Raw genomic sequence first — 24,964 nt, 5'->3', positions numbered from 1 at the left:
GAGAAGCGAGAAGCGAGAAGCGAGAAGCGAGAAGCGAGAAGCGAGAAGCGAGAAGCGAGAAGCGAGAAGCGAGAAGCGAGAAGCGAGAAGCGAGAAGCGAGAAGCGAGAAGCGAGAAAAATTTTCCAACTCTGACAACCGCTGTCAAGTATTTCTCCACCTCGAGCGAAGCATTCTCGCAGGGCAAGGCCCGCTCTCGACTCTCGACTCTGCCCCTAAAGGGGCTGGATATGTGCGTTTGGCTTGAGTTTCTGCGCGACGCCGGATAAGTCTGCACCGGCATTACCGGTGTCGGACTCCCCACCCCAAGCCAGTACATGACCGTCAGTGGTGAGAGCAGCAAACGCGTAGCCGTTGCTCGCCAAAGATTGAATGTTCTGGTGCACTTGTGTCCAGATTTTCTCTGTGCCGTAAGTATCATAACCCCACGAGACGACTTCACCATTTTTCTTGGTGATCGCAAAACCATTACGCACGCAAGCGACATCAATCACACCTTCACTAAGGTGCTCATCAATCTGTGCAGTGTTAGCGCCACTGCCCATTCGACCTATCACCACCGCTTTACCGCTTTCGAGCACTAATGCCATTGCCGCTTGGCTTTCACACTGCGCCATGACTCGCGCATCAACGCCGGGGACCAGGCCAGATTGATAACCCTGGTCTGTATCACCCCAAATGATTAGGCGGTTATCACTGCGTTGCGCGAGAAAGGTATTCCTTCGCCCCAAGCGTTGGATAGAAGTAATGTTATACAGCTCATCTTCCACGCCCTGCGTTGGGACGTTCCAAGAAACTACCTGGCCATCACTCATCAGAACCACTGCTGCGCGCTTGTTCTTCGCCACGGCAACATCAACCGCACCTTGCTCAATCACCAAGTCTACCGACGTTCCGAACGCTTCCCAGTAGACCACTTTACCGGTGTCGGTTATTGCCGCAAAGCCATAGCCCTCTCCACTAGGATCTGAGTGAATACTAACAAAGTCACCAAACGCTGAGCTTGGTGCGTTTCGATAACCATACTTACCCCAGGTCACTATCTCACCATTATTCCTCAATGCACTCAGGGCGATATCGGTTGAAACAGGGAGTTGCAAGAAGCCCGAGGCCAGCTCAGCATGCGGAATATGCTCATAAGCACCCCACGCAATAAGGGCACCTTTTCTACTTCGTGCAACAAACCCTTCTCGGTGCGCCATCACCTCAAGGATCCCTTCCTCTAACAGATGGCTAACTGCACTATTGTCCCAGCCATAACCGAGACCAAAGTCATAGGTCTTGGCCTTTACTGGCTTGTACTCATCAAAATAGAACAGATAATTATAGCTACTGGAGATAACTTGGCTGGGTAATGAGTGATTCTCAAGCTCAATCCATGCATGCTCAGAATCAAATCCCCACACAACAATAGAGTCGTCTTTCACCACGCCGAGAGAGTTAAAGTCACCAAACAGTTTCACCCCTTGGGTGAGTTGGTCTGAAATCTGGCTCGTATCTCCCCCTGCTTTAGGATCACCCCAAGCTATGACACTGCCATCACTTTTACGGGCGCTAAAGGCTCTCCCCCCAGAGAAATACGGCTGATAATAAGGATGGCCGAAAAGTTCTACGACTGGGTTTGCTGCGACATCAGCCACCACCTTCGCTGTATCATTACCTACTTCGACACTGGCGGTAAGAGTAAGGGGCTGCTCAAAGTCGATGAGACTCGACAGCAGCAGTTCACTGCCTCTAGCCAAAGACTCCCCGGCTTGTGACCAATGATATTCAATTAAGTTATCTTGACACCCTTGGCACGAAGCACTCACGCGCAACACCCCTCCCTCTTCCCACTCCCCCTCGACTGAGAGATCGCTAACCATTAGCGCCGGGCTCTGCGTTACCTCTCGCTCTGAGCCGCAACCTAATAAGATCAACACAGAGCTCAAGAGCAGAGTGAGCAACTTAATTATCATGACATCATTCCATTGATCCACTTAATAAAACTTCTTCGGTAGAATATCTGAGACAATAATACTTGCCTACCTTTTAAGCACGAATGTTCACCCTCCACGATAGTTTGATATTTTTGGGTCGCCAATCATGACACCAAACCCTGGCCTACACTGGCTTTACTACTGAGTTGCTGGCCGCCCGAAGAACTGAATAGGTGACTGCTCGGCATACGTGGCCAGTAACTGGTTGAACTGCTCTCTTTGCTCGACTGAAACCGTTCGTGCCGGCATGCGTAACGTCGAGTGAACCGTAATTTTATTCGGAGAAACGCGCAACACTCGCCTAGTCAACTCGCCGAATTTATGTTTGAAATTCAATGTTGCGGGCAAATCAACAATGATCCAATTCCCCTGAGTATCAAAGTTGATTGTCGACTCTATTAGTGCCCCAGGGAAGTACTCTGGATAGATCCGATTGTGCAGGTCAAGGTTACGTAACTCATAATGTAACCAAGCATCTTGCTCGGTGTATTGAGTGACCCGGGTCAGGTCAAGAAATGGAGTCAAGGTATTCTCAGACTGCACCTTGAGCTCATCATTCATTGTATCCAAATGCCAAAGGGTAAAGGCAGGTTTACCTAAGCTTGTGACCAAGTCTTGGTACTGCTCTATTAAGTACTCTTCCCGCTCTTCTGCGTTTTTCGAATAAAGAAACGAACGAAAGTAGCCAGCATACTCACCATAGTAGGTGCGCTGATTGCGCTCATGCTGAGCGCCCTCAGGTGTAAACTTAATATCAAACTCGCTTTTCATTCGCCAACGAAACAGGCTCGCAGACATTACCTCTGGCACTGCACCCTGCACCAGAGGCAAGCTGACCTTGCGCTGAATCCAACTCGGTACATACTGCCAGTGAACCTGAGTATCGGTCGGATCAAGACAATAACGACTACCATCCAGTGCAAAACACACCACAATATGATTAAAGCTTGCCATCGTCGGAATAAGCAAACGTTCACTATTACTGCGGTAAGTTGAGACTAGGACGAGAGTTGGATCTAATCCAATCCCTTCAAGCAAGGCCTTGAGTAGGGTCGATTTATCCTTACAGTCTCCGTAACGATTATCTATTGTCTCAGCCAAAGTGTGAGGAGTCACAGAATGACCATATTGAGAAAATGAGACATAGCGAATATCACGCGCAACAAAACTCAAGATTCTGTCTATCTGCTCTTCAATACTATCCGTCCCCTTAGTAAGGCGCTCTAGGAGGACATCTAAACCCTGCCGATCTTTATTCGCATTCTCCATTGCCTGATTAGCGCGAGCAATAACTTGTTGCCAACTATTTAGCTGACCAAGAGCGATCATCTCAATATGATCACGCCACAGCTCGCTTTGATCACTCCTGTACGCACCGATCTCTCTACCTTCGCACTGCAAAGCGTTTACTGCAATCTGACAATGGAGCTGCTCACTATCCTTGGCCCACTGAATTGGGTAACTCTCATCCCATGACACATCAAGCTGAAAATGACCAATCGGATATGAGCTCTGAACAGAAAGCCTGTTGGACCAATCGGTCTCCATCCGATTAAGGTCACTGATCACTTTATATTCAAGCAGCGAGAAGCTACCCTCTCTTAGCCCTGGAAACGGAAAAACCAACACTTTCTCGCTACTAAAGGTATTGAACTCACTGGTCTCTAGAGCTTGCAACGCCTCCTTTTTCACCGTACTCACCGATCCAGTGGGTGAAACACTCGAGGCAGCAAGGATTTGTACCTGCTGATAGTTAGGATTATAACGCACACTTTGTGTGCCATACTTCTCAGCATCCACAAAGCGTGGAAAGTAGTTTATTCGTTGATAGTGGGTCGTCACCTTATCTTTACTAACATCAATTTGGATCTTACGCCGCAGTTGCACCATCTCCTTTGGTAACTCGGTGATGTCCAAAGACTTGATGATTTGAGCAGGATCGACACTATCAAGTCGCCACTCAACGTTCTTTGTCTCTTTGGCATATAGCGGTAATGCAGAACTGAGCAACAACCACACCAAAAAGCTTATTTTGATCCTTCTCTTTTTCATAGGATGGTGAACCCCTTGCCAATCTTCTCAAAAGCAGGCAACCACTCCCGGTAAGTACTCTTTGGTGCCCTGAGTAGGCTAATCATCTCGTATCTATGATTCTCGTTTTGAACAATCACAATATGCACTGAGGCAGGTTCCAACATCATCGAACCGCGACATGTCAGCTTCAATCGTAAGTCCATCGAGTTAGGGGTAAAGCTACGCTGCTGGGCACATGTCGTTTTAGTCAGATTATCGTGAATCCAATCCCTACGTTCAGCGAGATGATTATCAAGTTCCTTCCGAGAGAACTTATCACCATCAAATACGATCAAATACGAATTGGGTAAATCATTCACAAACTCGACCAACGCACTACCATCGCTATTGGTTCCATTTTCTACTCGATACCAATCCCCCCCATGAAAGGGCATTTGAAAGGCGCCATCATCAGACAGGTAGAGAGTGTCGGCGGGGTAAGTCTCAAGTCGCCCCTCAAACATGGGGGCAAGGGCTCCAAAAAGATACAGCAGGGTGATCAATGGAAACATAGGGACGACCAAAAGCCGCTGCATCACTACCGTTCGTCGGTGTCTTGGACTCAGAGCGATGCGATCACTGGTGAGCTTGAGCCGTCTAACCCTTTTAGCGATCAAGACAAATGATCCAACAAACACCCCAAATGCGACTGCATCGGCTACCCCAGAGGTCAGTTGAGCTGTGGAGTAAGCAATGTAGAAGGTGGTCAAAATCAAGCCGATGCTGCCAACTAGATAACCAAATCGACCTGTTTTAACTTGCTGAGAGCTGGCATTTTCAAGTTGGGATAGGATTGAGTTTAGTCTTGGAAGGGCAAAAATCTGGGCAAAAGCAATAAATGGCACCCAAAACCACAATGCTGGACGAAGCTCTCTGCCCGTTAACTTACGTAGCTCTTTAATCCGAAAATAGAGCCAAAAATTCGCATAGAAGCCGAACGTACTGACCATCAGCAGGCACTCCCACAAAATAGTGTTGGGTGTACTCATCTCGATACGAGGTGTTGCTGCTGTCGCTTGACTATCTATCGATAAATCGAGGTTAGATTTCTCATTCATTTGATCACATCCGTTGTATCAAAATTATTAAGCGAGTGACGTCTCCCCACTAAAAGAAATCGGCAGCTTCCTTTCTACACGTATTGATATTCTCAGTAGGCTAACTGAAAAAGATCGCATCTCGAGGGTACTTAGTCAATTAAATCAGACTGATAAAACTAAGACATCAGCAAAAGTTAGACAAGCCGCGGCTATATGGGTTGCTCAAGCACACAGGGTATGTATTGCTTGGTAGGTTAAAACCGAGGCGGCACCAAGATTTTTGATAAGTGGCAAACGTTCCGGTCTAGCACTTTTGAATGCAAAAAAACGCCCCGCAAAAGCGGGGCGTTCTCAAAAGCATTAAGCTCAGTTTAATTCAATAAAGAATTAAGCTTGACCTTTAACTTCTTTAAGACCGTTGTAAGGAGCGCGCTCACCTAGAGCTTCCTCGATACGGATTAGCTGGTTGTACTTAGCAACACGGTCAGAACGGCTCATAGAACCAGTCTTGATTTGACCTGCAGCAGTACCTACCGCTAGGTCAGCGATAGTTGCGTCTTCAGTTTCGCCAGAACGGTGAGAGATTACTGCTGTGTAACCTGCGTCTTTAGCCATCTTGATTGCAGCTAGAGTCTCTGTTAGAGAACCGATTTGGTTGAACTTGATAAGGATAGAGTTAGCTACGCCTTTCTCGATACCTTCAGCAAGGATCTTAGTGTTTGTAACGAATAGATCGTCACCTACTAGTTGAAGCTTGTCACCTAGTAGTTCAGTTTGGTGCTTGAAGCCATCCCAGTCAGACTCGTCTAGACCGTCTTCGATAGAAACGATTGGGAATTGGTTAGCTAGCTCAGCTAGGTAGTGGTTGAACTCTTCAGAAGAGAAAGTCTTACCTTCGCCTTTCATGTTGTAGATGCCAGCTTCTTTGTCGAAGAACTCAGATGCAGCACAGTCCATCGCTAGAGTTACGTCTTTACCTAGCTCGTAACCTGCAGCAGCAACAGCTTCTGCGATAACTTCTAGAGCTTCAGCGTTAGACTTAAGGTTAGGAGCGAAACCACCTTCGTCACCAACTGCAGTGCTGTAACCTTTAGACTTAAGAACTTTAGCTAGGTTGTGGAATACTTCCGCACCGATGCGTAGAGCTTCTTTAAGAGTCTTAGCGCCAACTGGTTGAATCATGAATTCTTGGATATCAACGTTGTTGTCTGCGTGCTCACCACCGTTGATGATGTTCATCATTGGTAGAGGCATAGAGAATACGCCAGCAGTGCCGTTTAGCTCAGCGATGTGTTCGAATAGAGGCATGCCTTTCGCTGCAGCAGCTGCTTTCGCGTTTGCTAGAGATACAGCTAGGATTGCGTTAGCACCGAACTTAGATTTGTTGTCAGTGCCGTCTAGGTCGATCATAACTTGGTCGATGTCAGCTTGAGCTTTCGCATCTTTACCAACTAGTGCTTCAGCGATTGCGCCGTTTACAGCTTCAACAGCTTTAAGAACACCTTTACCTAGGAAACGTGCTTTGTCACCGTCACGTAGCTCAAGAGCTTCGCGAGAACCAGTAGATGCGCCAGATGGAGCAGCAGCCATACCTACGAAACCACCTTCTAGGTGTACTTCAGCTTCAACAGTTGGGTTACCGCGTGAATCGATGATTTCACGACCTAGCACTTTAACGATCTTAGACATTAATGTTTCCTCTCGTTTTAAAATTAAATGTCAAATTTAAAGGCAACAGCCAGTCCCGCTGCCGCCTACATCCTTTTATTTACTTCTCAAATTCACCGCGCTGGTATTGGCCAGCGGCTTTGACGAAGCCTGCGAATAGTGGGTGACCATCGCGAGGCGTCGAGGTAAATTCTGGGTGGAACTGAGCCGCAACAAACCATGGGTGTGCTGGGTTCTCAATCATTTCCACAAGCTTCTTGTCTGCTGACAGACCAGAAACTTTAAGACCGGCTTTTTCAATCTTCGGACGAAGGACGTTATTCACTTCGTAACGGTGACGGTGACGCTCATGGATGGTTGCGCTGCCGTACAGTTCACGAGCTTTGGTGCCTTTCTCTAGGTGACACAGCTGTGAACCTAGGCGCATTGTGCCGCCAAGGTCTGAGGTTTCGGTACGTTCTTCAACTTTACCTTCGCCGTCAACCCATTCCGTGATCAAGCCTACCACAGGGTACTTGGTCTCTTTATTAAATTCTGTTGAATGTGCACCGGTAAGACCAGCCACATTACGCGCGTACTCGATAAGAGCCACTTGCATACCTAGACAGATGCCAAGGTATGGGATGTTGTTCTCACGTGCGTATTGAGCGGCGCGAATTTTACCCTCAACACCACGGTCGCCAAAGCCACCTGGTACCAAGATAGCGTCTAGGTCTGCTAGCGCTTCTTCGCCTTTGCTCTCAACATCTTGTGAGTCAACGTATTTAATCTTCACGCTTAGACGGTTCTTAAGGCCTGCGTGTTTCAGTGCTTCGTTCACTGACTTGTAAGCATCTGGCAATTCGATGTACTTACCCACCATACCGATAGTCACTTCAGCGGTTGGGTTCGCTTCTTCGTAGATTACCTGTTCCCACTCAGAAAGGTCAGCCTCTGGCGCGTTGATGCCAAAGCGAGCACACACTAGGTCATCAAGACCTTGTGATTTAATCAACTGAGGGATCTTATAGATAGAATCTACGTCCTTCATTGAGATTACCGCTTTCTCTTGAACGTTACAGAACAGAGCGATCTTCTTACGCTCGTTGGCTGGAATCGCACGATCAGAGCGGCAAACTAGAATATCAGGTTGGATACCAATAGAAAGCAATTCTTTTACAGAGTGCTGAGTTGGCTTCGTTTTCACTTCGCCGGCAGCGGCAAGGTAAGGCACTAGAGTCAGGTGCATGAACATCGCGCGCTCGCGACCTAGCTCAACGGCTAGCTGACGGATAGCTTCCATAAATGGTAGTGACTCGATGTCACCTACTGTGCCACCAATTTCAACGATCGCGACGTCGTGGCCTTCACCACCAGCGATTACGCGGTCTTTAATAGAGTTAGTGATGTGAGGGATAACCTGAATGGTTGCACCTAGGTAATCACCACGACGCTCTTTGGCAAGGACGTCAGAGTAGACACGACCGGCTGTAAAGTTGTTACGCTTGGTCATCTTGGTACGAATGAATCGCTCGTAGTGACCAAGGTCAAGGTCAGTCTCAGCGCCATCTTCCGTCACGAATACTTCACCGTGTTGAATCGGGCTCATGGTGCCTGGGTCAACGTTGATGTACGGGTCGAGCTTCATGATCGTCACTTTAAGACCACGAGCTTCTAGAATCGCTGCAAGAGATGCTGCTGCAATGCCTTTACCTAGAGAGGATACAACCCCGCCAGTAACAAAAATGTAATTTGTCGTCATGTTTAACCTGAAATTGGTTGAATGAGGGAAATGGAAGTCATCTGGACGGGACGAAAATATACCAGAAGACCCTTACCGCCACAACGTGAAATCTATCACAGTGCATTTTTAAGTTTTTTGCTTCAAATCAAACTCGTAACCTTGATGTTGTAAACGCCGCGCTTCACTGTCATTGACCACCCCGCTGTGCTTTGACCTCGACCCACAGCGCCTCCATTTGATCTAATGTCATTTCATTCAGTGACTTACCCTGAATTTCAGCCAGCTTTTCAACCCCTTTGAAGCGCTCAACAAACTTTTGGTTCGCTTTGCCAAGCGCCACCTCTGGATTGGTATCCAGATGGCGAGAGAGGTTGATTACAGCGAACATCAGATCGCCCAGCTCCATCTCAACTTTGTCGCTGTCAGGGCTCACCTGCAGCGCCTCTTCCATGACTTCTTCAATCTCTTCCTGTACTTTCTCTACCACAGGTCCTAGCGAGTGCCAGTCAAAACCGACCTTAGCACACTGCTTTTGGATCTTTGTAGCACGCGAAATCGCAGGCAGTGATTTTGGTATTGAGTCTAGGATACTTTGCCCGGCTTTGCCTACCTGGGCCTTCTCTTTTGCCTTCTCGGCTTCCCAGTTGGCGCTGATCTCTTCTTCACTGGCAAACTCAACATCGGAGAATACATGCGGGTGGCGGCGAGTCAGCTTCTCATTAACCGTCTCAACCACCTCGGCAAAATCAAACAACTGCTGCTCTTTGGCCAGTTGGCTGTAGAAAATTACCTGAAACAACAGATCGCCCAGCTCCTCTTTGAGGTTGCTCCAGTCCCGATTTTGGATCGCATCCACCACCTCATAAGTTTCTTCGATGGTGTGAGGCACGATAGTGTCAAAGCTTTGTTTGAGATCCCAAGGGCAACCTGTTTTTGGGTCGCGCAGTTGGCTCATGATCTGCTCTAGCTGTTCAATCGGATGGCTCATGGTTGGTTCCTTAAAATAGAAAAAGCGAGCAGTAATACCCTGCCCGCTTTATAAATAAGTTTGGGTTACTTAGCCAAGGCGCTTGACCGACATAACATCTTTGATCTGCTCGACCCGGGTGATCACCCGCGATAAAACCTCAATATTGGTCACCTCAAGATCAAAGTCCATGATCGACAGCTGCTTGCGATAGTCGACACGGCTTTTCATACTGCTGACCTTAACCTTCTCATTAGCAAACAGTGAGGTGATGTCTTTAAGTAGACCACCACGCTCCATCGCCTCCACGCGCAAGGTCAAGACATACGAGCCAACAAAGCCGGCCCCCCAGACGGTATCGATGATCCGCTCTGGCGCATGGTGGCTCAGCTCCTCGAGCTGCTCACAGTCACTGCGGTGGACCGAGATACCACGTCCTTGAGTGATGTAGCCCTTGATCGCATCGCCCGGAATGGGCTGGCAGCAGCGCGCGAGGTGGGTCATCAGGTTATCTACCCCTTCTACCACAACCGCATCTTTCTTCGGCTGACTCTGCGCTGGCGCTCGATGCTCTGCTTCTTGCAGCTTCTCAAGCGCTTGCTGATCCTCTTCTTCAGCGGTGGGCTTATTAACCAACGCATTGATGTGATTAATGATCTGGTTAATCTTCAGATCGCCACTGCCAATGCCAACAAACAGCTCATCGGGCGTATTGACGTTAAAACGCTTAAGGGCGTACTGCTCTGCATCTTTGAGTGTGGCATCAATCTTGGTCAGCTCGGCCTCGAGGATCTCGCGCCCAGCCTCTAGGTTCTTCTCGCGGCTTTGCTTGCGAAACCAGGCATTGATCTTGGCGCGAGCGCGTCCTGAGGTCACAAAGCCCAGTGATGGATTGAGCCAATCACGCGATGGATTCGGCTCTTTGGCGGTAATGATCTCAACCTGATCGCCCATGGCCAGCTTGTGGGTAAATGGCACGATACGCCCCGCGACCTTAGCACCTATACAGCGATGGCCAACCTCTGAGTGGATGTGATAGGCAAAATCCAGTGGGGTGGCCCCCATCGGCAAATCCACCACATCCCCGCGTGGGGTAAAGGCGTAGACGCGATCATCGAACACTTGGCTGCGCAGCTCATCGAGCATCTCACCCGAGTCTGACATCTCTTCCTGCCAATCAAGCAGTTTACGCAGCCAGGTGATCTTCTCATCATAACCGCTGCGACCACTGCCACCTTCCTTGTATTTCCAGTGCGCAGCCACACCAAGCTCCGACTCTTCGTGCATCTGCTTAGTACGGATCTGGATCTCAATCGTTTTGCCTTCCGGCCCTAACACGACCGTATGAATCGACTGATAACCGTTCGGCTTAGGGTTGGCGACATAGTCATCGAATTCACTTGGCAGATGTTTGTACTTGGTATGCACCACGCCGAGTGCGGCGTAACAGTCTTGCAGGCGATCAGCGATGATCCGCACCGCGCGCACATCAAACAGCTCATCAAAGGCAAGGCTCTTTTTCTGCATCTTGCGCCAGATACTGTAGATGTGTTTTGGTCGGCCGCTGACTTCGGCGCGGATATTCGAGCTTTGCATTTCAGCGGTCAGATCATCGACAAAGTCGGTGATGTACTGCTCACGCACGATGCGTCGCTCAGAGAGTTGCTTGGCGATCTGCTTGTAGGTCTCCGGCTGTTGGTAGCGAAAGGCGTAATCTTCAATCTCCCATTTTAGCTGACCGATACCCAGTCGATTCGCCAGTGGCGCATAGATGTTGGCGCACTCTTTCGCCGCCGCGCGGCGCACCTCATCGGGGGCCTTTTTCACCTCAATCAGGTTGGTGATCCGCTCAGCAAGCTTGATCACCACGCAACGGAAGTCATCCACCATCGCGAGCAGCATGCGGCGCACGTTATCCACCTGAGAAGAAGCAGCGCTGCCCTCAAGGGTGATATTGAGCTGTCCCAAGGCCGCCATCTCATCAACGCCCTCAATCAGCTTAACGATCTCTTTGCCGTACTTTTCGCTCAGCGCTTCTTGGTCAAACAAGCCACTCGACACCACGGGAAACAGCTGTGCCGCGACTAAGGTTGCCTTGTCCATCGACAAGGTGACCAGAATTTCGTTCATCTCACGGCCACGCCACAGCAAACGCTGGCCATCAGGGTGCTCGGCCACCAGTTGCTCGCACAACTGGTAGGTCTGAGTTAGGGCCTTTGCCGCCTTAGCGGGTTGATTCAAGCTTGTTATCCAGCGCTCAAGCTCAAATTCGGTGTCCTGGTTTAAATGCGCACTTCGTACCGCAACCATCTCAAATTCCTATTTGTTTTCTTCGCGAGTTCAATTCGCTGTCGTTGTTTTTATTTTTCAGACTTTCGTGTTTTTCGAACTATATTGTTTACGAACTAACTGTTTACGGACTAATTGTCTTTGAGCCAACTGTTTTGCGAGCTACTTTTTGTTCGAATTAGCCGTTTTCTCAAACAGAGCCATCGACTCGAGGTGACTGGTATGGGGGAACATGTCCAGCATACCCAACCGAGTCATGGTGTAGCCTTGTGCCAACAGACTTTGGCTGTCTCTGGCAAGAGTAGCAGGATTGCAAGAAACATACACCACTCGCTCCGCGCCAAGCTTGGCAATGTGATCGACGATGCCTGTTGCTCCGGCTCGAGCCGGATCCAGCAGGACTTTATTAAACTGTTTTGCCGCCCATGGCTTCGTCGAGATATCTTGCTCTAGGTTTGCCTGGTAGAACTCAACGTTACTCAATTGATTGTGCTTCGCGTTGTCTTGCGCCTTATCAACCATGACCTGCACGCCCTCAACCCCCACCACAGAGTCAACCTGCTTGGCGATCGGCAGACTAAAGTTACCCAACCCGCAAAACAGGTCGAGAACGCGATCACTTGATTCCAGTGCCAACCAATCCAGCGCCTGCGCCACCATCTGCTGGTTGACCCCTTTATTGACCTGAATAAAGTTGACAGGTTCAAAAGGAATTTGTGCTCCGACCTCTTGATAGTAACCCGGCTCACCTAGCACATGCTCTAGCGCTTGGTCAGCTTGCTGCAAGTACAGTGTCACCGCGAGCTCACGGCATAGCGACTCAAGCGCATTGCGATCAGACTCGCCAAGCAGCTTAATCGTGCGCACCAATACGATTGCAGTATTGTCTCCTTTAACCAGTTCAACATGGCCAAGGCGCTCAGGGTGTTGGAAGCCGCGCAGGATTTGCTGCAGTGGCGCCATCAACTGGTTGAGGCTGCTATCGAGGATTGGACACTGATCGATATCAACGATTTGCTTGCTGTTTTTCTTGCGAAAGCCAAAATTAAGCTGCGCACGCTTTTTATCCCAAAACACGCTAAAGCGTGCACGGCGGCGATAATCCGGCTGGCTATCGGCCACCGGGGTCGATAAGGGCAACTCTTGCTTGGCAAATTTTTTAAACAGCCCAGAGAGCGCCTGCGACTTATACTCAATCTGATCTTGCACGTTGAGGTGCTGCATATTACACCCACCACACTGGGCGTAATGGGGACAAAATGGTGCGATACGCTTGTCACTTGACTCGAGTACTTTGATCAGGCTCGCTCGGGCGTATTTGCTCTTCTGCTCTACCAGTTGGATCAGCACACGCTCGTGTGGCAGCGCTCCCTCGATAAAGACCGGCTTACGGTTATGGTAAGCGATGCCGGCACCATGGGCGTCGAGTTTTTCAACCTTGACCTCAAAGTGTTTGGTATTTAAAGGGGATTTTTTCTTTGCTTGGAAAATACGCGCCATGAGTGTTGCCTAATCTGAAGGATGCGTTTGATGTCGTACACAGAAGCGCAAATCGATCCGCTCTGTGCATATCTGTGATATAAAAGAGAGAGTATTGTCCCACATCCAACCGGTTAAGTTTAGAGAATAATGACACGATATGGCTTACGCGCTCGGGTAATCACCCTGACCCTCGCCCCAACCCTAATTATTGGTTTGCTACTGTGTGCTTTTTTCTCATTCACTCGCTATCACGACCTCGAGAGACAAGTTATCAACTCAGGCTTAAGTATTATCGAGCCTATGGCAATTGCCAGTGAAGATGGCATGATGACCCAAAGTCGCGAGTCAGTAAGACGCATCATCAGCTACGCGCACCGCAAAAACTCACGTATCGTGCGCAGTATTGCGGTGTTCGACTCCAGCCATGAACTGTTTGTGACCTCAAACTTTCACCCTCAGTTTCAGTCGCTCACCTATGATCGCAGCGAGCCGATCCCCTTGCTGCCTTCGATTCAGATTGAAGATAACACCCTGATCCTGCGCGCGCCGATCATCCCTGAGACGCGCTTTGTCGCCCTGCCAGATCTCAGTGAGCACGATGCGAAAGCCCTTGGCTACATCTCTATGGAGTTGGATCTTTCATCATTGCGCCTGCAACAGTATCGCGAAATCATTATTGCTATCTCAGTGATGATCCTTGGCCTGGCGCTCTCTACCGCCTTTGCCCTGCGCTTGATGCACGACGTCACAAGACCGATTGATCACATGCGCGAGGTGGTTGGCCGGATCCGCCGCGGTCACGTCGATGTGCGGATTGATGGTAAGATGCATGGCGAGCTCGACTCGCTGAAAAATGGTATCAACGCGATGGCCGAGTCCTTATCGGCCTATCATACCGAGATGCAGCACAGCATTGATCAGGCGACTTCTGATTTGCGTGAAACCCTTGAGCAGCTTGAGATCCAAAACGTTGAGCTCGATATCGCGAAAAAACGCGCCCAAGAGGCGGCGCGAGTCAAATCTGAGTTCCTAGCCAACATGTCGCATGAGCTGAGAACGCCACTTAATGGCGTGATTGGCTTCTCGCGCCAAATGCTGAAAACTCAATTGACCGCGAGTCAGACTGACTACCTGCAAACCATCGAAAAGTCAGCCAATAACCTACTTAGCATCATCAATGATATCCTCGACTTCTCTAAGCTAGAGGCCGGTAAGCTTGCCCTTGAGAATATCCCGTTTGACTTCCAAGAGAGCCTCGAAGAGGTAGTCAGCCTGCAGGCAACCTCAGCCCACGAGAAAGGCCTCGAGCTGACACTCAAGATCGATCCGAAAATTCCAGCAGGCGTGGTCGGTGATCCGCTGCGTATTCAACAGGTTCTCACTAACCTAGTGGGCAATTCGATTAAGTTTACCGACCGCGGTAATATCGATATCAGTGTTGAGCTGCGCTCGCAGAAAGAGGATATGATTGAGCTGCAGTTTATGGTCCGTGATACCGGTATCGGGATCTCCGAACGCCAGCAAGCCCAGTTGTTCCAAGCCTTCTCTCAGGCTGATGCCAGTATCTCACGTCGCTACGGCGGCACCGGGCTTGGCCTAGTGATCACCCAGAAGCTAGTTAGCCAGATGGGCGGTGAGATAAGCCTCACCAGCCGCTTGCACCAAGGCTCAACCTTCTGGTACACGATTCAATTAGCCACCACCAACATGCCAGTGTCTGATTTGGTTGATACCGCTTGCCTAGCCAACCGTACCGTGCTCTTGGTCGAGCCGAATATTCAGGCTGCGACCGTGGTTCAGCAGATGCTTTCAATCTCCAACCTACAGGTTAGCTATCGCTCAACCATGCCTGATGAAGTTGGCCACTACGACTACGCTATCATCAACTTTGCCCCAAACACCGAGCACTCCTTTGACGAGGTACGCGAGCAAGTGATTCTGGCGCAAAAAATGGCCACTCATGTCTCGGTCGGTCTGCCAAGCACTGAGTTGGCGCTGGCAACTCAGATCACGGCAGAGCTCAACGTACCGTGTGTTCCTAAACCGTTTTCAAGACGTAAGCTGTTGCAAAACCTTGTGGTGTTGCAGCCTGAACTGGTGATTGAACCTGTGAGTCAACACGCACCAAAAGAGCTGTTACCTCTCACTGTAATGGCGGTGGATGATAACAGTGCCAACCTCAAGCTGATCTCAGCGCTTCTTCAAGAGCGAGTCAAAACGGTTGTGGCGTGTAACGATGGCATCGAAGCGGTCGAGTGCGCGCAGCAAGAGAAATTCGACATCATCTTGATGGACATTCAGATGCCGAGGATGGATGGCGTCACCGCCTGTAAGGCGATTAAGACCTCAGATCTGAATGGTGACACGCCAATCATCGCCGTCACGGCCCATGCGATGCAGGGAGAGCGCGAGCGCTTACTGGATGCGGGAATGGACGATTACCTCACCAAACCCATCGAGGAGCACATCCTGCAGCAGGTCTTGGTACGCTGGAACCCTAACCGCGATGAGAGCGAAGTCGAGGCGATCGAGCTTGAGCCCATCAAGACTGAGCCGCTGACACAAACCAGCAACCAAAATCTTATCATCGACTGGCAGTTGGCACTCAAACAATCCGCCAACAAGCAAGATCTGGCCAAAGACATGCTGCGGATGCTGATTGAGTTTATCCCTGAAGTCAGTGAGGTAGTCGATAGCGTCCTTGATCCACAAACCCACACGCAACCGGACCTGCTCCATTTCGTCCACAAACTCAACGGTAGCTGCTCTTACAGCGGTGTCCCACGCCTGAAAAAAGTCTGCGCCGAACTCGAAAAAGGCCTTCGCTCAGACATGAGCATCGAAGACCTAGAGCCTGAACTATTCGAACTGCAAGATGAGATGGAGAAGGTGATCGCGGCGGCTGAGCCTTACCTTGTTTAAGGTTCGGGGACGCTGCGCTGCGGGGACGGGCTTTGCCCTTCGAGGTGCGAGTGGAGCGGCAATCTAATATAGCGTCGGCGGACTACTCGCCCCTCGGAACGAAGTGAAACCCGCAGCTCGCTCCTAAAAAATGCCAATGGCACCCACCATTGGCTTTTCATTCGACAAAAGGACAAGACAACCGCAGAAGCTACGACTCCATAACGACCGTCGCCACCGCATAGCGCTTTTCATCCGCTATCGTGACTAAGATGGAGTGGGCAGACAAGGCGTCGGCGAACTGCTGAGCAGCGCCAGTTAAGCTGAGCTCTGGCTTGCCGAGTTCATCGTTGGTGACGGTGAAATCTTGAAAGCTGACCCCGCGTGCGATGCCAGTGCCAAGTGCTTTGGCTGCCGCCTCTTTGACGGCAAAGCGCTTGGCAAGGTAGCGAGCGGGCTGTTTACTTTGGTTAAACACCACCTGCTCGGCCTCGCTAAGTATGCGATAAGCCAGGGCATTGCTTTTCTCGAGTGCCTTTTCGACTCGGGCAATCTCGACGATATCCGTACCGATTCCTACTACAGGCATTGGGCTATCCTAGGCGCTTACTTACGCGCAGCAACCATAACGGCTTTCATATCTGCGACGGCTTTGTGCAGGCCATCAAACAGTGCGCGACCAATGATCGAGTGACCGATGTTCAGCTCATAGATCTCAGGCAGTGCCGCGATTGGGGCAACGTTATGGTAAGTCAGGCCGTGACCGGCGTTAACCATAATGCCAAGATCGTGTGCGTAGCTTGCCGCTGCAGCAATCTTCTTCAGCTCATCTTGCTGATCTTCATCGTTCTCTGCCTCAGCGTACTGACCAGTGTGCAGCTCGATAAACGGTGCGCCACAGGCTTTCGCCGCATCGATTTGCTGGCGGTCAGCATCGATAAACAGAGACACCTTAATCCCAGCAGCAGCCAGCTTCTCCGTTGCTGCCTTGATCTTGTCAAGTTGCCCCACCACATCAAGGCCGCCTTCAGTAGTCAGCTCTTCACGCTTTTCTGGTACCAAACACACGTACTCTGGCTGCGTTTGCAATGCGATGTCAATCATCTCGTCGGTCACAGCCATCTCAAGGTTCATGCGTGTTTGCAGCGTCTCGCGTAGGATGCGCACATCGCGATCGACAATATGACGACGGTCTTCACGCAAGTGGATAGTGATACCATCCGCACCCGCGCGCTCTGCAATCTCGGCTGCGTGTACAGGATCTGGATACTTGGTTCCACGTGCATTACGAACCGTCGCGATATGGTCAATATTGACACCTAAATAAATCGAGCTCATTGTGTTGTACTCCGTGCTTTGGGAAGTGTTGCGATAAACAGTTCCCGGCTCTTTAATGGTTTTCCGCCAAGATACGGCTTTAGTGCTATGCGTGTAAAGCGCTTTGCCGCTTTAAGTTGTTCTTTTGTCGTGAAACGCCGCTCGCTAATCGCGATCAGCTCATCACCTAAGAAGGTCAAGTTATCGCGCCGCACTGAGGCGATAAAGCCCTTTTCTTCTCGATAGCGATAGGTCATCTTAGGGTCGATCGGCTCGCCCGTTCCGGCGCAATGAAGAAAGTCTACCCCGTAGCCCATCGCCGACAACAAGGCGAGCTCAAAACGGCGCAGTGCTGGTTCAGGATTATTGGCCTGGGCTAATTCGGTTAACGCATGCAGGTAGTCATGGAATAACGCCGGCATCGCGACCTCTGGCGCCAAGACTCGCCCTATCAGCTCGTTAACATACATACCTGAGTAGAGATTAATGCCGGTAAGAGGTAAGCCGAGACTGATCGGCTCTGCTTGGCGCAAGGTTTTCATCGAGCCCTTACCCGACCACTTGAGTAGCAGTGGCGTAAATGGCTGAAGTGCCCCTTTGAGGTTAGAGCGGCGGCTGCGTGCCCCTTTAGACATCAGGCTTATCCGGCCATGCTCCTCACTGAACACGTCCAAGATCAAGCTTGTTTCACTGTAAGGGCGCCGATGTAAAACAAAGCAGCGCTGGAGACCTTCTGACATCCACTCTTCTCTATAGTTAACGGATAGGCAATAAAAAAGGAGCCGTTAGGCTCCTTAGGATGATAAGCTCGGAGCGAAGCAAGCTGCCTCACTGCGGTTATAGGTCGTCGATATAGCCAAGCGAGCGCAGGGCACGCTCATCGTCTGCCCAACCTGATTTCACTTTAACCCAGGTTTCAAGGTAGACCTTGCGACCGAACAGCTCTTCCATATCAAGACGCGCCTCACGACCGATGGTTTTGATCTTCTCGCCACCTTTGCCGATGACCATCTTCTTCTGGCCACTGCGCTCAACCAAGATAAGACCATTAATATGGAAACCGTCAGTCTCAGGGTTGTAGTCAAAACGCTCAATCTCTACTGTCACTGAATATGGCAGCTCGTCACCGGTGAAACGCATCAGCTTCTCACGCAAGATCTCAGAGGCCATAAAGCGCTGCGAGCGGTCAGTCACGTACTCTTCAGGGAAGTGATGAGTAGCTTTTGGCAGGTGCTCGCGCACGTGCTTGCGCAGCACATCAATATTTTTGCCGTGTTTAGCCGAGATTGGCACCACATCAACAAACTCCATCTTCTTCGACATCTCCTGCATATGCAGCATCACGTCGTTACGGTCTTGCACGTTATCAACCTTGTTGACGCACAGCACGACTGGGAAGTTCGACTTCTGCAGCTTGGTCAGCACCATCTCGTCGTCTTTGGTCCAGTGGGTACCGTCAACCAAGAAGAACACCAAGTTCACATCACTCAGCGAAGAGTTCGCCGCGCGGTTCATCAAGCGGTTGATGGCGCGCTTCTCTTCGATGTGCAGACCCGGAGTGTCGACATAAATCGCTTGGTAATCACCCTCGGTATCGACACCCATAATGCGGTGACGTGTGGTTTGCGGCTTACGTGACGTGATCGAGATCTTTTGACCCAGGATCTTGTTCAGTAGCGTTGATTTACCCACATTCGGGCGACCCACGATGGCGATAAAGCCACAGTGTTGGTTCTCAGGCGATGAGACTTCACCGGTTGAGGAGAAGAATGCATCAATATCGAATTCGTTGTTTTCAGTAGAATCAGCCATTGGTCAACTGCCCTAGTGCTGTCTCAGCGGCCGCTTGCTCTGCCTTGCGACGACTGGTACCTTTACCGACAACAGGCTTTCCTATTCCTGCAACCTCACACGACACCGTAAACTCTTGGTTGTGTGCTTCACCTTTAATATTAGTCACTGTGTAGACTGGCAGGGGTTTTCTTCTGCCTTGCAAAAACTCCTGAAGGCGAGTCTTTGGGTCTTTTTGTGAAACGCCAGGCTCGATAGCCTCAAGGCGCGACTTATACCAATCGAGAATAATGCCACGGATAGTCTCTACGTCGCTATCGAGATAGATGGCCCCCATGATCGCCTCAACGGCATCAGCAAGAATCGAGTCACGACGGAAACCGCCGCTCTTAAGCTCGCCTGGACCTAATTTTAAGTAGTCACCCAGCTCAAACTCACGACCCAACTCCGCAAGGGTATTACCACGCACCAAGGTGGCACGCATGCGGCTCATATCCCCTTCCGTTACCTTAGGGAAGCGGTGGTAAAGATCGTCAGCAATGACAAAACTTAAAATTGAATCGCCCAGAAACTCAAGACGCTCATTGTGTTTACCGTTGGCACTGCGGTGAGTCAGTGCCAGGTTCAAAAGCTCGCCATCTTTAAACTGATAGCCGAGCTTTCTTTGTAGTTTTTCAATTTGAGAATTCATACTCTCTCGTGGTGTTAATGCTGGCCTTGGCCAGACTATTGAATACCACCGATGCGGTTAAAGCGAACCCCTGTTGGAATCCAACCTGGTAAGAAGCTGCTTGGATCACGCTCAAATTCAAAGCTGATCCAGATAGCGACCGCCTTACCAACTAGGTTTTCCTCAGGCACAAAGCCCCAGTAACGGCTATCGGCACTATTATCACGGTTGTCACCCATTACAAAGTATTGACCTTGTGGGACAACCCATTCATTGACGCCAGGTCGCGGCATATACGCCTCTACGCGATCACGACGCAGTGGGTGCGCGAGCACCTCGTATTGCAACTCGCCCTGGGTTTCATTCATTTGCATCAGAGGGATATTGTTCTGTAAGAACTCACTCTCTCTAACATTAGACAGCGGCAACGGGCGGCAAGTACGCTCACCTTGCGGCTGGACACACAGCTCTTTCTGCGCGCTGTAGCGAACGGTATCACCAGGTAGACCAATGACACGTTTAATGTAGTCAATATTTGGTTGTGGTGGGTACTTAAACACCGCGATATCGCCGTGCTCAGGCTTGCCCGTGGCAACCAACTCTTTGCGCCACACCGGGTCTTTAATCCCGTACGCGTACTTCTCTACCAAGATAAAATCACCCACCAGCAGGGTTGGCATCATTGACCCTGATGGGATCTGAAACGGCTCATAGATAAAGGAGCGCAATACCAACACAATCGCAATCACAGGGAAAATTGAGACGCTGTTCTCAACCCACCAAGGCTGAGTTTGCAGTTTCTCGACCACCTGGGCATCGAGTTGCTCGGTTTGTGCTTCAGCGGCAGCAAGCACTTGCGCGCGCTTTTTCGCCCAAACCCATTTCTCTAGCGCCCATACTATACCCGTCACTAATGTCACTATGACAAGAATGAGTGAAAACGTATTTGCCATTGACTTCCCTTATCTTAAAAATACGAAAGTGAAAGAGCCGAAACCCTTTCACTCATAACAAATCACTATCGTAACAAAACACTTGTTCGATCTATTTGTCTCAGACCACCACACACATTGAGCGGCAGTCCAAGCAGGAGTAATTAGTCTTTACCCACGTGCAGAATCGCCAAGAACGCCTCTTGCGGCAGTTCTACGTTACCGATCTGCTTCATGCGCTTCTTACCTTCTTTCTGCTTCTTAAGCAGCTTCTTCTTACGACTCACGTCACCACCGTAACACTTAGCGATTACGTTTTTACGAAGCTGTTTCACGGTCGAGCGAGCGATGATGTGGTTACCAATTGCCGCCTGGATCGCGATATCAAACATTTGACGAGGGATGAACTCTTTCATCTTCTCAACCAGCTGACGACCACGCGTCTGAGACTGGTCTTTGTGGGTGATCATCGCCAGAGCATCCACGGTATCGCCGTTCAGTAGTACGTCAACGCGTACCATATTCGATGCTTCAAAGCGCTGGAAGTTGTAGTCCAGTGACGCATAGCCACGTGAGGTTGACTTCAGGCGATCGAAGAAATCGAGCACAACCTCTGCCATTGGGATATCGTAAACCACTGCAACTTGGTTGCCGTGATACACCATATCTACCTGAATACCACGCTTCTCTACACACAAGGTGATCACGTTACCTAGGTACTCAGATGGCACAAGGATGTTACAGCGAGCAATCGGCTCACGGATCTCTTCTATATCGTTTACCGCAGGCAGTTTCGCCGGGCTATCGACATACAGCAGTTCGCCATCAGTGCGCTCAACCTCGTAAACTACCGTCGGCGCCGTGGTGATCAAGTCAAGGTCGTACTCACGCTCGAGACGCTCTTGGATGATCTCCATGTGCAGCATACCTAGGAAACCACAACGGAAACCAAAGCCTAGTGCCGCTGAGTTCTCTGGCTCATAGAACAGAGAAGCATCGTTGAGGCTCAGTTTGCCTAGCGCATCACGGAAGTTTTCGTAGTCATCTGAAGAGACTGGGAATAGACCGGCATAAACCTGAGGTTTTACTTTTTGAAAACCAGGTAGCGCTTCTTCACAGCCGCCTTTCGCCAGCGTCAGGGTATCACCAACTGGCGCACCAAGGATGTCCTTGATACCACATACAACCCAGCCTACTTCACCAGTTTGCAGCTCAGTGGTGTCTTCTTGCTTAGGCGTAAAGATACCCAAGCGGTCTACACCCCACACCTGACCGGTGCTCATTACCTTGATCTTATCGTTCTTCTTCAGCACGCCATTTTTAATACGTACTAGCGAGACAACGCCAAGGTAGTTATCGAACCAAGAGTCGATGATCAGCGCTTGCAGTGGCGCTTCAGGGTCGCCCTCTGGCGCAGGAATAGCAGAAACGATGTTCTCAAGTACATCGTCAACACCGATACCGGTTTTCGCCGAACAGCGAGTCGCTTCCATCGCGTCGATACCAACGATCTCTTCGATCTCTTCCGAGACGCGCTCAGGATCGGCAGCTGGCAAGTCAATCTTGTTCAAGATTGGCACAACCTCGAGATCCATTTCGATCGCGGTGTAACAGTTGGCAAGAGTTTGCGCTTCAACGCCCTGACCGGCATCAACAACCAGTAGCGCACCTTCACAAGCGGCTAGTGAACGCGATACTTCGTAGGCGAAGTCGACGTGTCCTGGGGTGTCGATAAAGTTAAGCTGATAAGTCTCACCATCTTTCGCTTTGTAATTAAGCGTCACACTCTGAGACTTGATGGTAATGCCACGCTCACGCTCAAGATCCATAGAATCGAGAACTTGCGCGTCCATTTCACGCTCACTAAGGCCACCACAAACTTGAATTAGGCGGTCTGATAGAGTCGACTTACCGTGGTCGATGTGGGCGATAATCGAAAAATTGCGAATGTGCTTCATAGGATGGTGTGACTAAACTCTGTTATCAAAATGACGTTGTTGACGAGCGGTTCGCTGCGAGCCAACAAATAAGTGGGCAGATTCTACCGAATTTCTCTGCGCTTCGCATCCATTTTAGACAACTGGTATCTGGCTGCCCAAAATTCTTAGCAGGATCACCTGCTCAGATGTCGCGCGCTCTTTTCGTCGTACCAACCACTTAGCGAGAACAAAGCCCGCAAAAGCAAACAGCGCCGCAGCAAGAATAATGGCCCCCTCGCCCGCGCCGATAAGAGGCTGTACCCAGACCTGCCCCATCACAGCGCCAAGGAGCAGAAAAAGTAGTGGAAGTAAGTAAATAGCGGCAGCAAAACTGAGCAACTGACGCTCAGGTAGGCCAATCTCGACCGTGTCCCCAACTTGCACTGCTTGCTCGGTATCCAGTGTCCAGCTTAGGGTCTTATTGCCGACTGCGCCAGAGACAATCCCAGTCCCGCAGCTGCTTTTTTGCGCGCAGCCGCTGCAGCTCGATTGCTGCTCACAGTGCAATTGCGCGCGCCAACCCACAGCGCATGGCTCAACAGAGACGACTTGGGCTAATGCGGTGATCATTGTTCTGGTGCCTTAAGTGGATCAAATGAGACGGACTGGGCAATGCGCTGCGCCGTTGAGGGTGGAATATCGCCAACGACCGAGATCTCGGCGCTGCCTTTGACAAAGGTGTGCAGCGTGCGACGCCCTTGACGCACCACCTGTCCTGGCAGTGAGTTTTCATCTCGCTCAGCAATATAGATGGAGAAGTTAAACAGGCCATCGGTGTACATCTGCGTCTCGACCACACGATCGGTACTCGCCATACGATAGCGGTTCACATCCGTCGGTTCAAAGCCATTCGGTACCCAACCGACGTTCCAATCAGCACGATTAACATTGCCCTTAGGCAGGCTGAGTACATCGGGCAGTGTCACGTTGCGCAGCCCCGACATGATCTCCGAGATCTGCTCGTTGACCACAAAGGAAATCGTGCGGTATTGCTCAAGCACCTCGCCATCGCGATCTAGCAAATCAGCGCGTAGTGGCAAGCGCGTGGTTTCATCAATCCACAGCACATAAGAGTAGCGCATCCCATCTTTTGGTACGATGCGCACCACCTGAGTCGCACTGCCCGCTTCGCGTGCACGACCGACACTAACAAAGTCATAGTTCATGCTCAGATAGTCGATGTCACTGTGCAAAAGCGGAATAGTGGGTGCCACCATATCACTCGACTCGACGGTGAAGGGCTCGATACCCGGCTCAACATAGCTCACCTCGTCACCACGACGAATCACCTCACGAACAGGGCCGCTGAGGTACAAAAGGTGGGCAAGTTGTTGCTGTTCAAGGGAGGCATGGCGATACAACAGCGGCTCAATGCTGTTCTTTTTGATTAGGATATAAGAGAGCTCATAACTTAATTGCTCACTGGCCTGATGCATTTCCTGTAACAAGACCTCTGCAGGTTGTTCTGCAGAGGCTGAGTGGACGCCTAGGCCGAACAGTGTCAGGGCACTGATCAGTATTTTTTTCATTCAACTATCGGCTTTTGATTGAGCTTAGAAGCAATCTCATTCCCGCTGTTTAATCGCAGCTGGAGTTCATAATCTTGAAGTACCGCATTAATACGTCGGTGTTGCTCTTGAACATTCGCTTCATTGGTTGCAGCGCCGCCCTGGACTGACTCTCGAGTCAGGCTGACAGGCTCTGCGCTTCCTGCTAGCGGAATGGTTTGTAGAACAGGCAACTGCGCCACTTCAGGTGTCGCTTGGCCATCTTGACCACTGTATTGCTGTACCCCGAGGATCACCACAAAAGAGACACACGCAGCCACGGCCACTTGACCAAACTGACTTAGCCACGCCGGAAGCTGCTTTTTCGCCACCGCAGGCGCTGGCTGTGCCTCAAGCATCGGAGCGACCGTGACTCCTTGATGAGGAGCCTCGTCTTCCAGCGCCATGGCAACCGAACTGGCAATATCCCAATTGGCTTGCTCAGGGCCTTCACCACGCATCACATCACCAATCAAATGGTAGTGCTTCCAACTTTCTAGCGCGGCCTGATCGCTCTCAGCCAGAGCAATGAGTTGCTCGTCGTCTAACGCTTCACCATCCATGAGTGCTGAAAGTTTTTCTTTGTCAGCCATTCTTTTCACCATTG

The 24,964-nt window shown here is 50.4% G+C and carries 19 protein-coding genes; 1 reads left to right on the top strand and 18 read right to left on the bottom strand.

All coding sequences use genetic code 11. From position 1 onward, the window contains the following. Positions 1-214: 214 nt before the first annotated feature. From ACSTTG_RS22430 to rlmD, 8 genes are all read right to left on the bottom strand, one after another. On the bottom strand, positions 215-1,957 hold the full coding sequence (locus tag ACSTTG_RS22430) for an RCC1 domain-containing protein (protein WP_438476410.1): 1,743 nt from the start codon (positions 1,955-1,957) through the stop codon (positions 215-217). A 159-nt stretch (positions 1,958-2,116) separates the two neighbouring features. Beyond that, positions 2,117-4,030 carry a DUF3857 domain-containing transglutaminase family protein gene (locus ACSTTG_RS22425; RefSeq protein ID WP_438476409.1) on the bottom strand — a complete coding sequence of 638 codons (1,914 nt, stop codon included), beginning with the start codon at positions 4,028-4,030 and terminating at the stop codon, positions 2,117-2,119. Further along, entirely contained in the window at positions 4,027-5,109 is a 1,083-nt protein-coding gene (locus ACSTTG_RS22420) for a hypothetical protein (protein ID WP_438476407.1), read from the bottom strand. Before ACSTTG_RS22420 ends, ACSTTG_RS22425 begins: the two co-directional genes overlap by 4 nt. A gap of 369 nt (positions 5,110-5,478) precedes the next feature. Next, positions 5,479-6,780, bottom strand: a complete 1,302-nt coding sequence (eno, locus tag ACSTTG_RS22415) for a phosphopyruvate hydratase (RefSeq protein WP_438460904.1) — start codon at positions 6,778-6,780, stop codon at positions 5,479-5,481. 79 nt (positions 6,781-6,859) lie between these two features. Further along, positions 6,860-8,500, bottom strand: a complete 1,641-nt coding sequence (gene pyrG, locus ACSTTG_RS22410) for a CTP synthase (protein WP_438460903.1) — start codon at positions 8,498-8,500, stop codon at positions 6,860-6,862. 169 nt (positions 8,501-8,669) lie between these two features. Beyond that, the gene (mazG, locus tag ACSTTG_RS22405) at positions 8,670-9,470 is read right to left on the bottom strand and encodes a nucleoside triphosphate pyrophosphohydrolase (protein ID WP_438460902.1); all 801 of its coding nucleotides are present in this window, start codon (positions 9,468-9,470) and stop codon (positions 8,670-8,672) included. A 69-nt stretch (positions 9,471-9,539) separates the two neighbouring features. Continuing rightward, positions 9,540-11,759, bottom strand: coding sequence for a GTP diphosphokinase (gene relA / locus ACSTTG_RS22400; protein WP_438460901.1), 2,220 nt, complete (start codon positions 11,757-11,759; stop codon positions 9,540-9,542). A 141-nt stretch (positions 11,760-11,900) separates the two neighbouring features. Next, positions 11,901-13,238: a 23S rRNA (uracil(1939)-C(5))-methyltransferase RlmD gene (rlmD, locus tag ACSTTG_RS22395; RefSeq protein WP_438476405.1), complete on the bottom strand. Its 1,338-nt coding sequence runs from the start codon at positions 13,236-13,238 to the stop codon at positions 11,901-11,903. A 129-nt stretch (positions 13,239-13,367) separates the two neighbouring features. On the opposite strand from rlmD, the gene barA reads away from it, so the two are divergent. Then, a complete protein-coding gene (barA, locus tag ACSTTG_RS22390) occupies positions 13,368-16,142 on the top strand; it encodes a two-component sensor histidine kinase BarA (RefSeq protein ID WP_438476403.1) in 2,775 nt (924 codons plus the stop codon). Between the two features lie 190 nt (positions 16,143-16,332). Here the strand turns inward: barA and acpS are convergent, their stop codons facing one another. The 10 genes from acpS to ACSTTG_RS22340 form a co-directional block, all read right to left on the bottom strand. Continuing rightward, positions 16,333-16,710: a holo-ACP synthase gene (gene acpS, locus ACSTTG_RS22385; protein WP_438461299.1), complete on the bottom strand. Its 378-nt coding sequence runs from the start codon at positions 16,708-16,710 to the stop codon at positions 16,333-16,335. Positions 16,711-16,727: 17 nt separating this feature from the next. Further along, positions 16,728-17,459: a pyridoxine 5'-phosphate synthase gene (gene pdxJ, locus ACSTTG_RS22380; protein WP_438461300.1), complete on the bottom strand. Its 732-nt coding sequence runs from the start codon at positions 17,457-17,459 to the stop codon at positions 16,728-16,730. Next, the gene (gene recO / locus ACSTTG_RS22375; protein ID WP_438461301.1) at positions 17,456-18,178 is read right to left on the bottom strand and encodes a DNA repair protein RecO; all 723 of its coding nucleotides are present in this window, start codon (positions 18,176-18,178) and stop codon (positions 17,456-17,458) included. The genes pdxJ and recO overlap by 4 nt, the downstream gene beginning before the upstream one ends. A 97-nt stretch (positions 18,179-18,275) precedes the next feature. Beyond that, positions 18,276-19,250: a GTPase Era gene (era, locus tag ACSTTG_RS22370; RefSeq protein ID WP_438461302.1), complete on the bottom strand. Its 975-nt coding sequence runs from the start codon at positions 19,248-19,250 to the stop codon at positions 18,276-18,278. Then, positions 19,243-19,920: a ribonuclease III gene (gene rnc, locus ACSTTG_RS22365; RefSeq protein WP_438461303.1), complete on the bottom strand. Its 678-nt coding sequence runs from the start codon at positions 19,918-19,920 to the stop codon at positions 19,243-19,245. The genes era and rnc overlap by 8 nt, the downstream gene beginning before the upstream one ends. A gap of 35 nt (positions 19,921-19,955) precedes the next feature. Next, positions 19,956-20,852, bottom strand: a complete 897-nt coding sequence (gene lepB / locus ACSTTG_RS22360) for a signal peptidase I (protein WP_438461304.1) — start codon at positions 20,850-20,852, stop codon at positions 19,956-19,958. Positions 20,853-20,995: 143 nt separating this feature from the next. Beyond that, entirely contained in the window at positions 20,996-22,789 is a 1,794-nt protein-coding gene (gene lepA / locus ACSTTG_RS22355) for a translation elongation factor 4 (protein ID WP_438461305.1), read from the bottom strand. A 114-nt stretch (positions 22,790-22,903) separates the two neighbouring features. Further along, the gene (locus ACSTTG_RS22350; RefSeq protein WP_438461306.1) at positions 22,904-23,380 is read right to left on the bottom strand and encodes a SoxR reducing system RseC family protein; all 477 of its coding nucleotides are present in this window, start codon (positions 23,378-23,380) and stop codon (positions 22,904-22,906) included. After that, the gene (gene rseB / locus ACSTTG_RS22345) at positions 23,377-24,339 is read right to left on the bottom strand and encodes a sigma-E factor regulatory protein RseB (RefSeq protein ID WP_438461307.1); all 963 of its coding nucleotides are present in this window, start codon (positions 24,337-24,339) and stop codon (positions 23,377-23,379) included. The genes ACSTTG_RS22350 and rseB overlap by 4 nt, the downstream gene beginning before the upstream one ends. Beyond that, a complete protein-coding gene (locus ACSTTG_RS22340) occupies positions 24,336-24,962 on the bottom strand; it encodes an RseA family anti-sigma factor (protein ID WP_438476401.1) in 627 nt (208 codons plus the stop codon). The genes rseB and ACSTTG_RS22340 overlap by 4 nt, the downstream gene beginning before the upstream one ends. Between the last annotated feature and the right edge of the window lie 2 nt (positions 24,963-24,964).

Source organism: Vibrio glycogenivorans (genome assembly GCF_051660965.1).
Taxonomy (GTDB): domain Bacteria; phylum Pseudomonadota; class Gammaproteobacteria; order Enterobacterales; family Vibrionaceae; genus Vibrio.
This window is presented reverse-complemented; position numbering and strand designations above follow the sequence as displayed.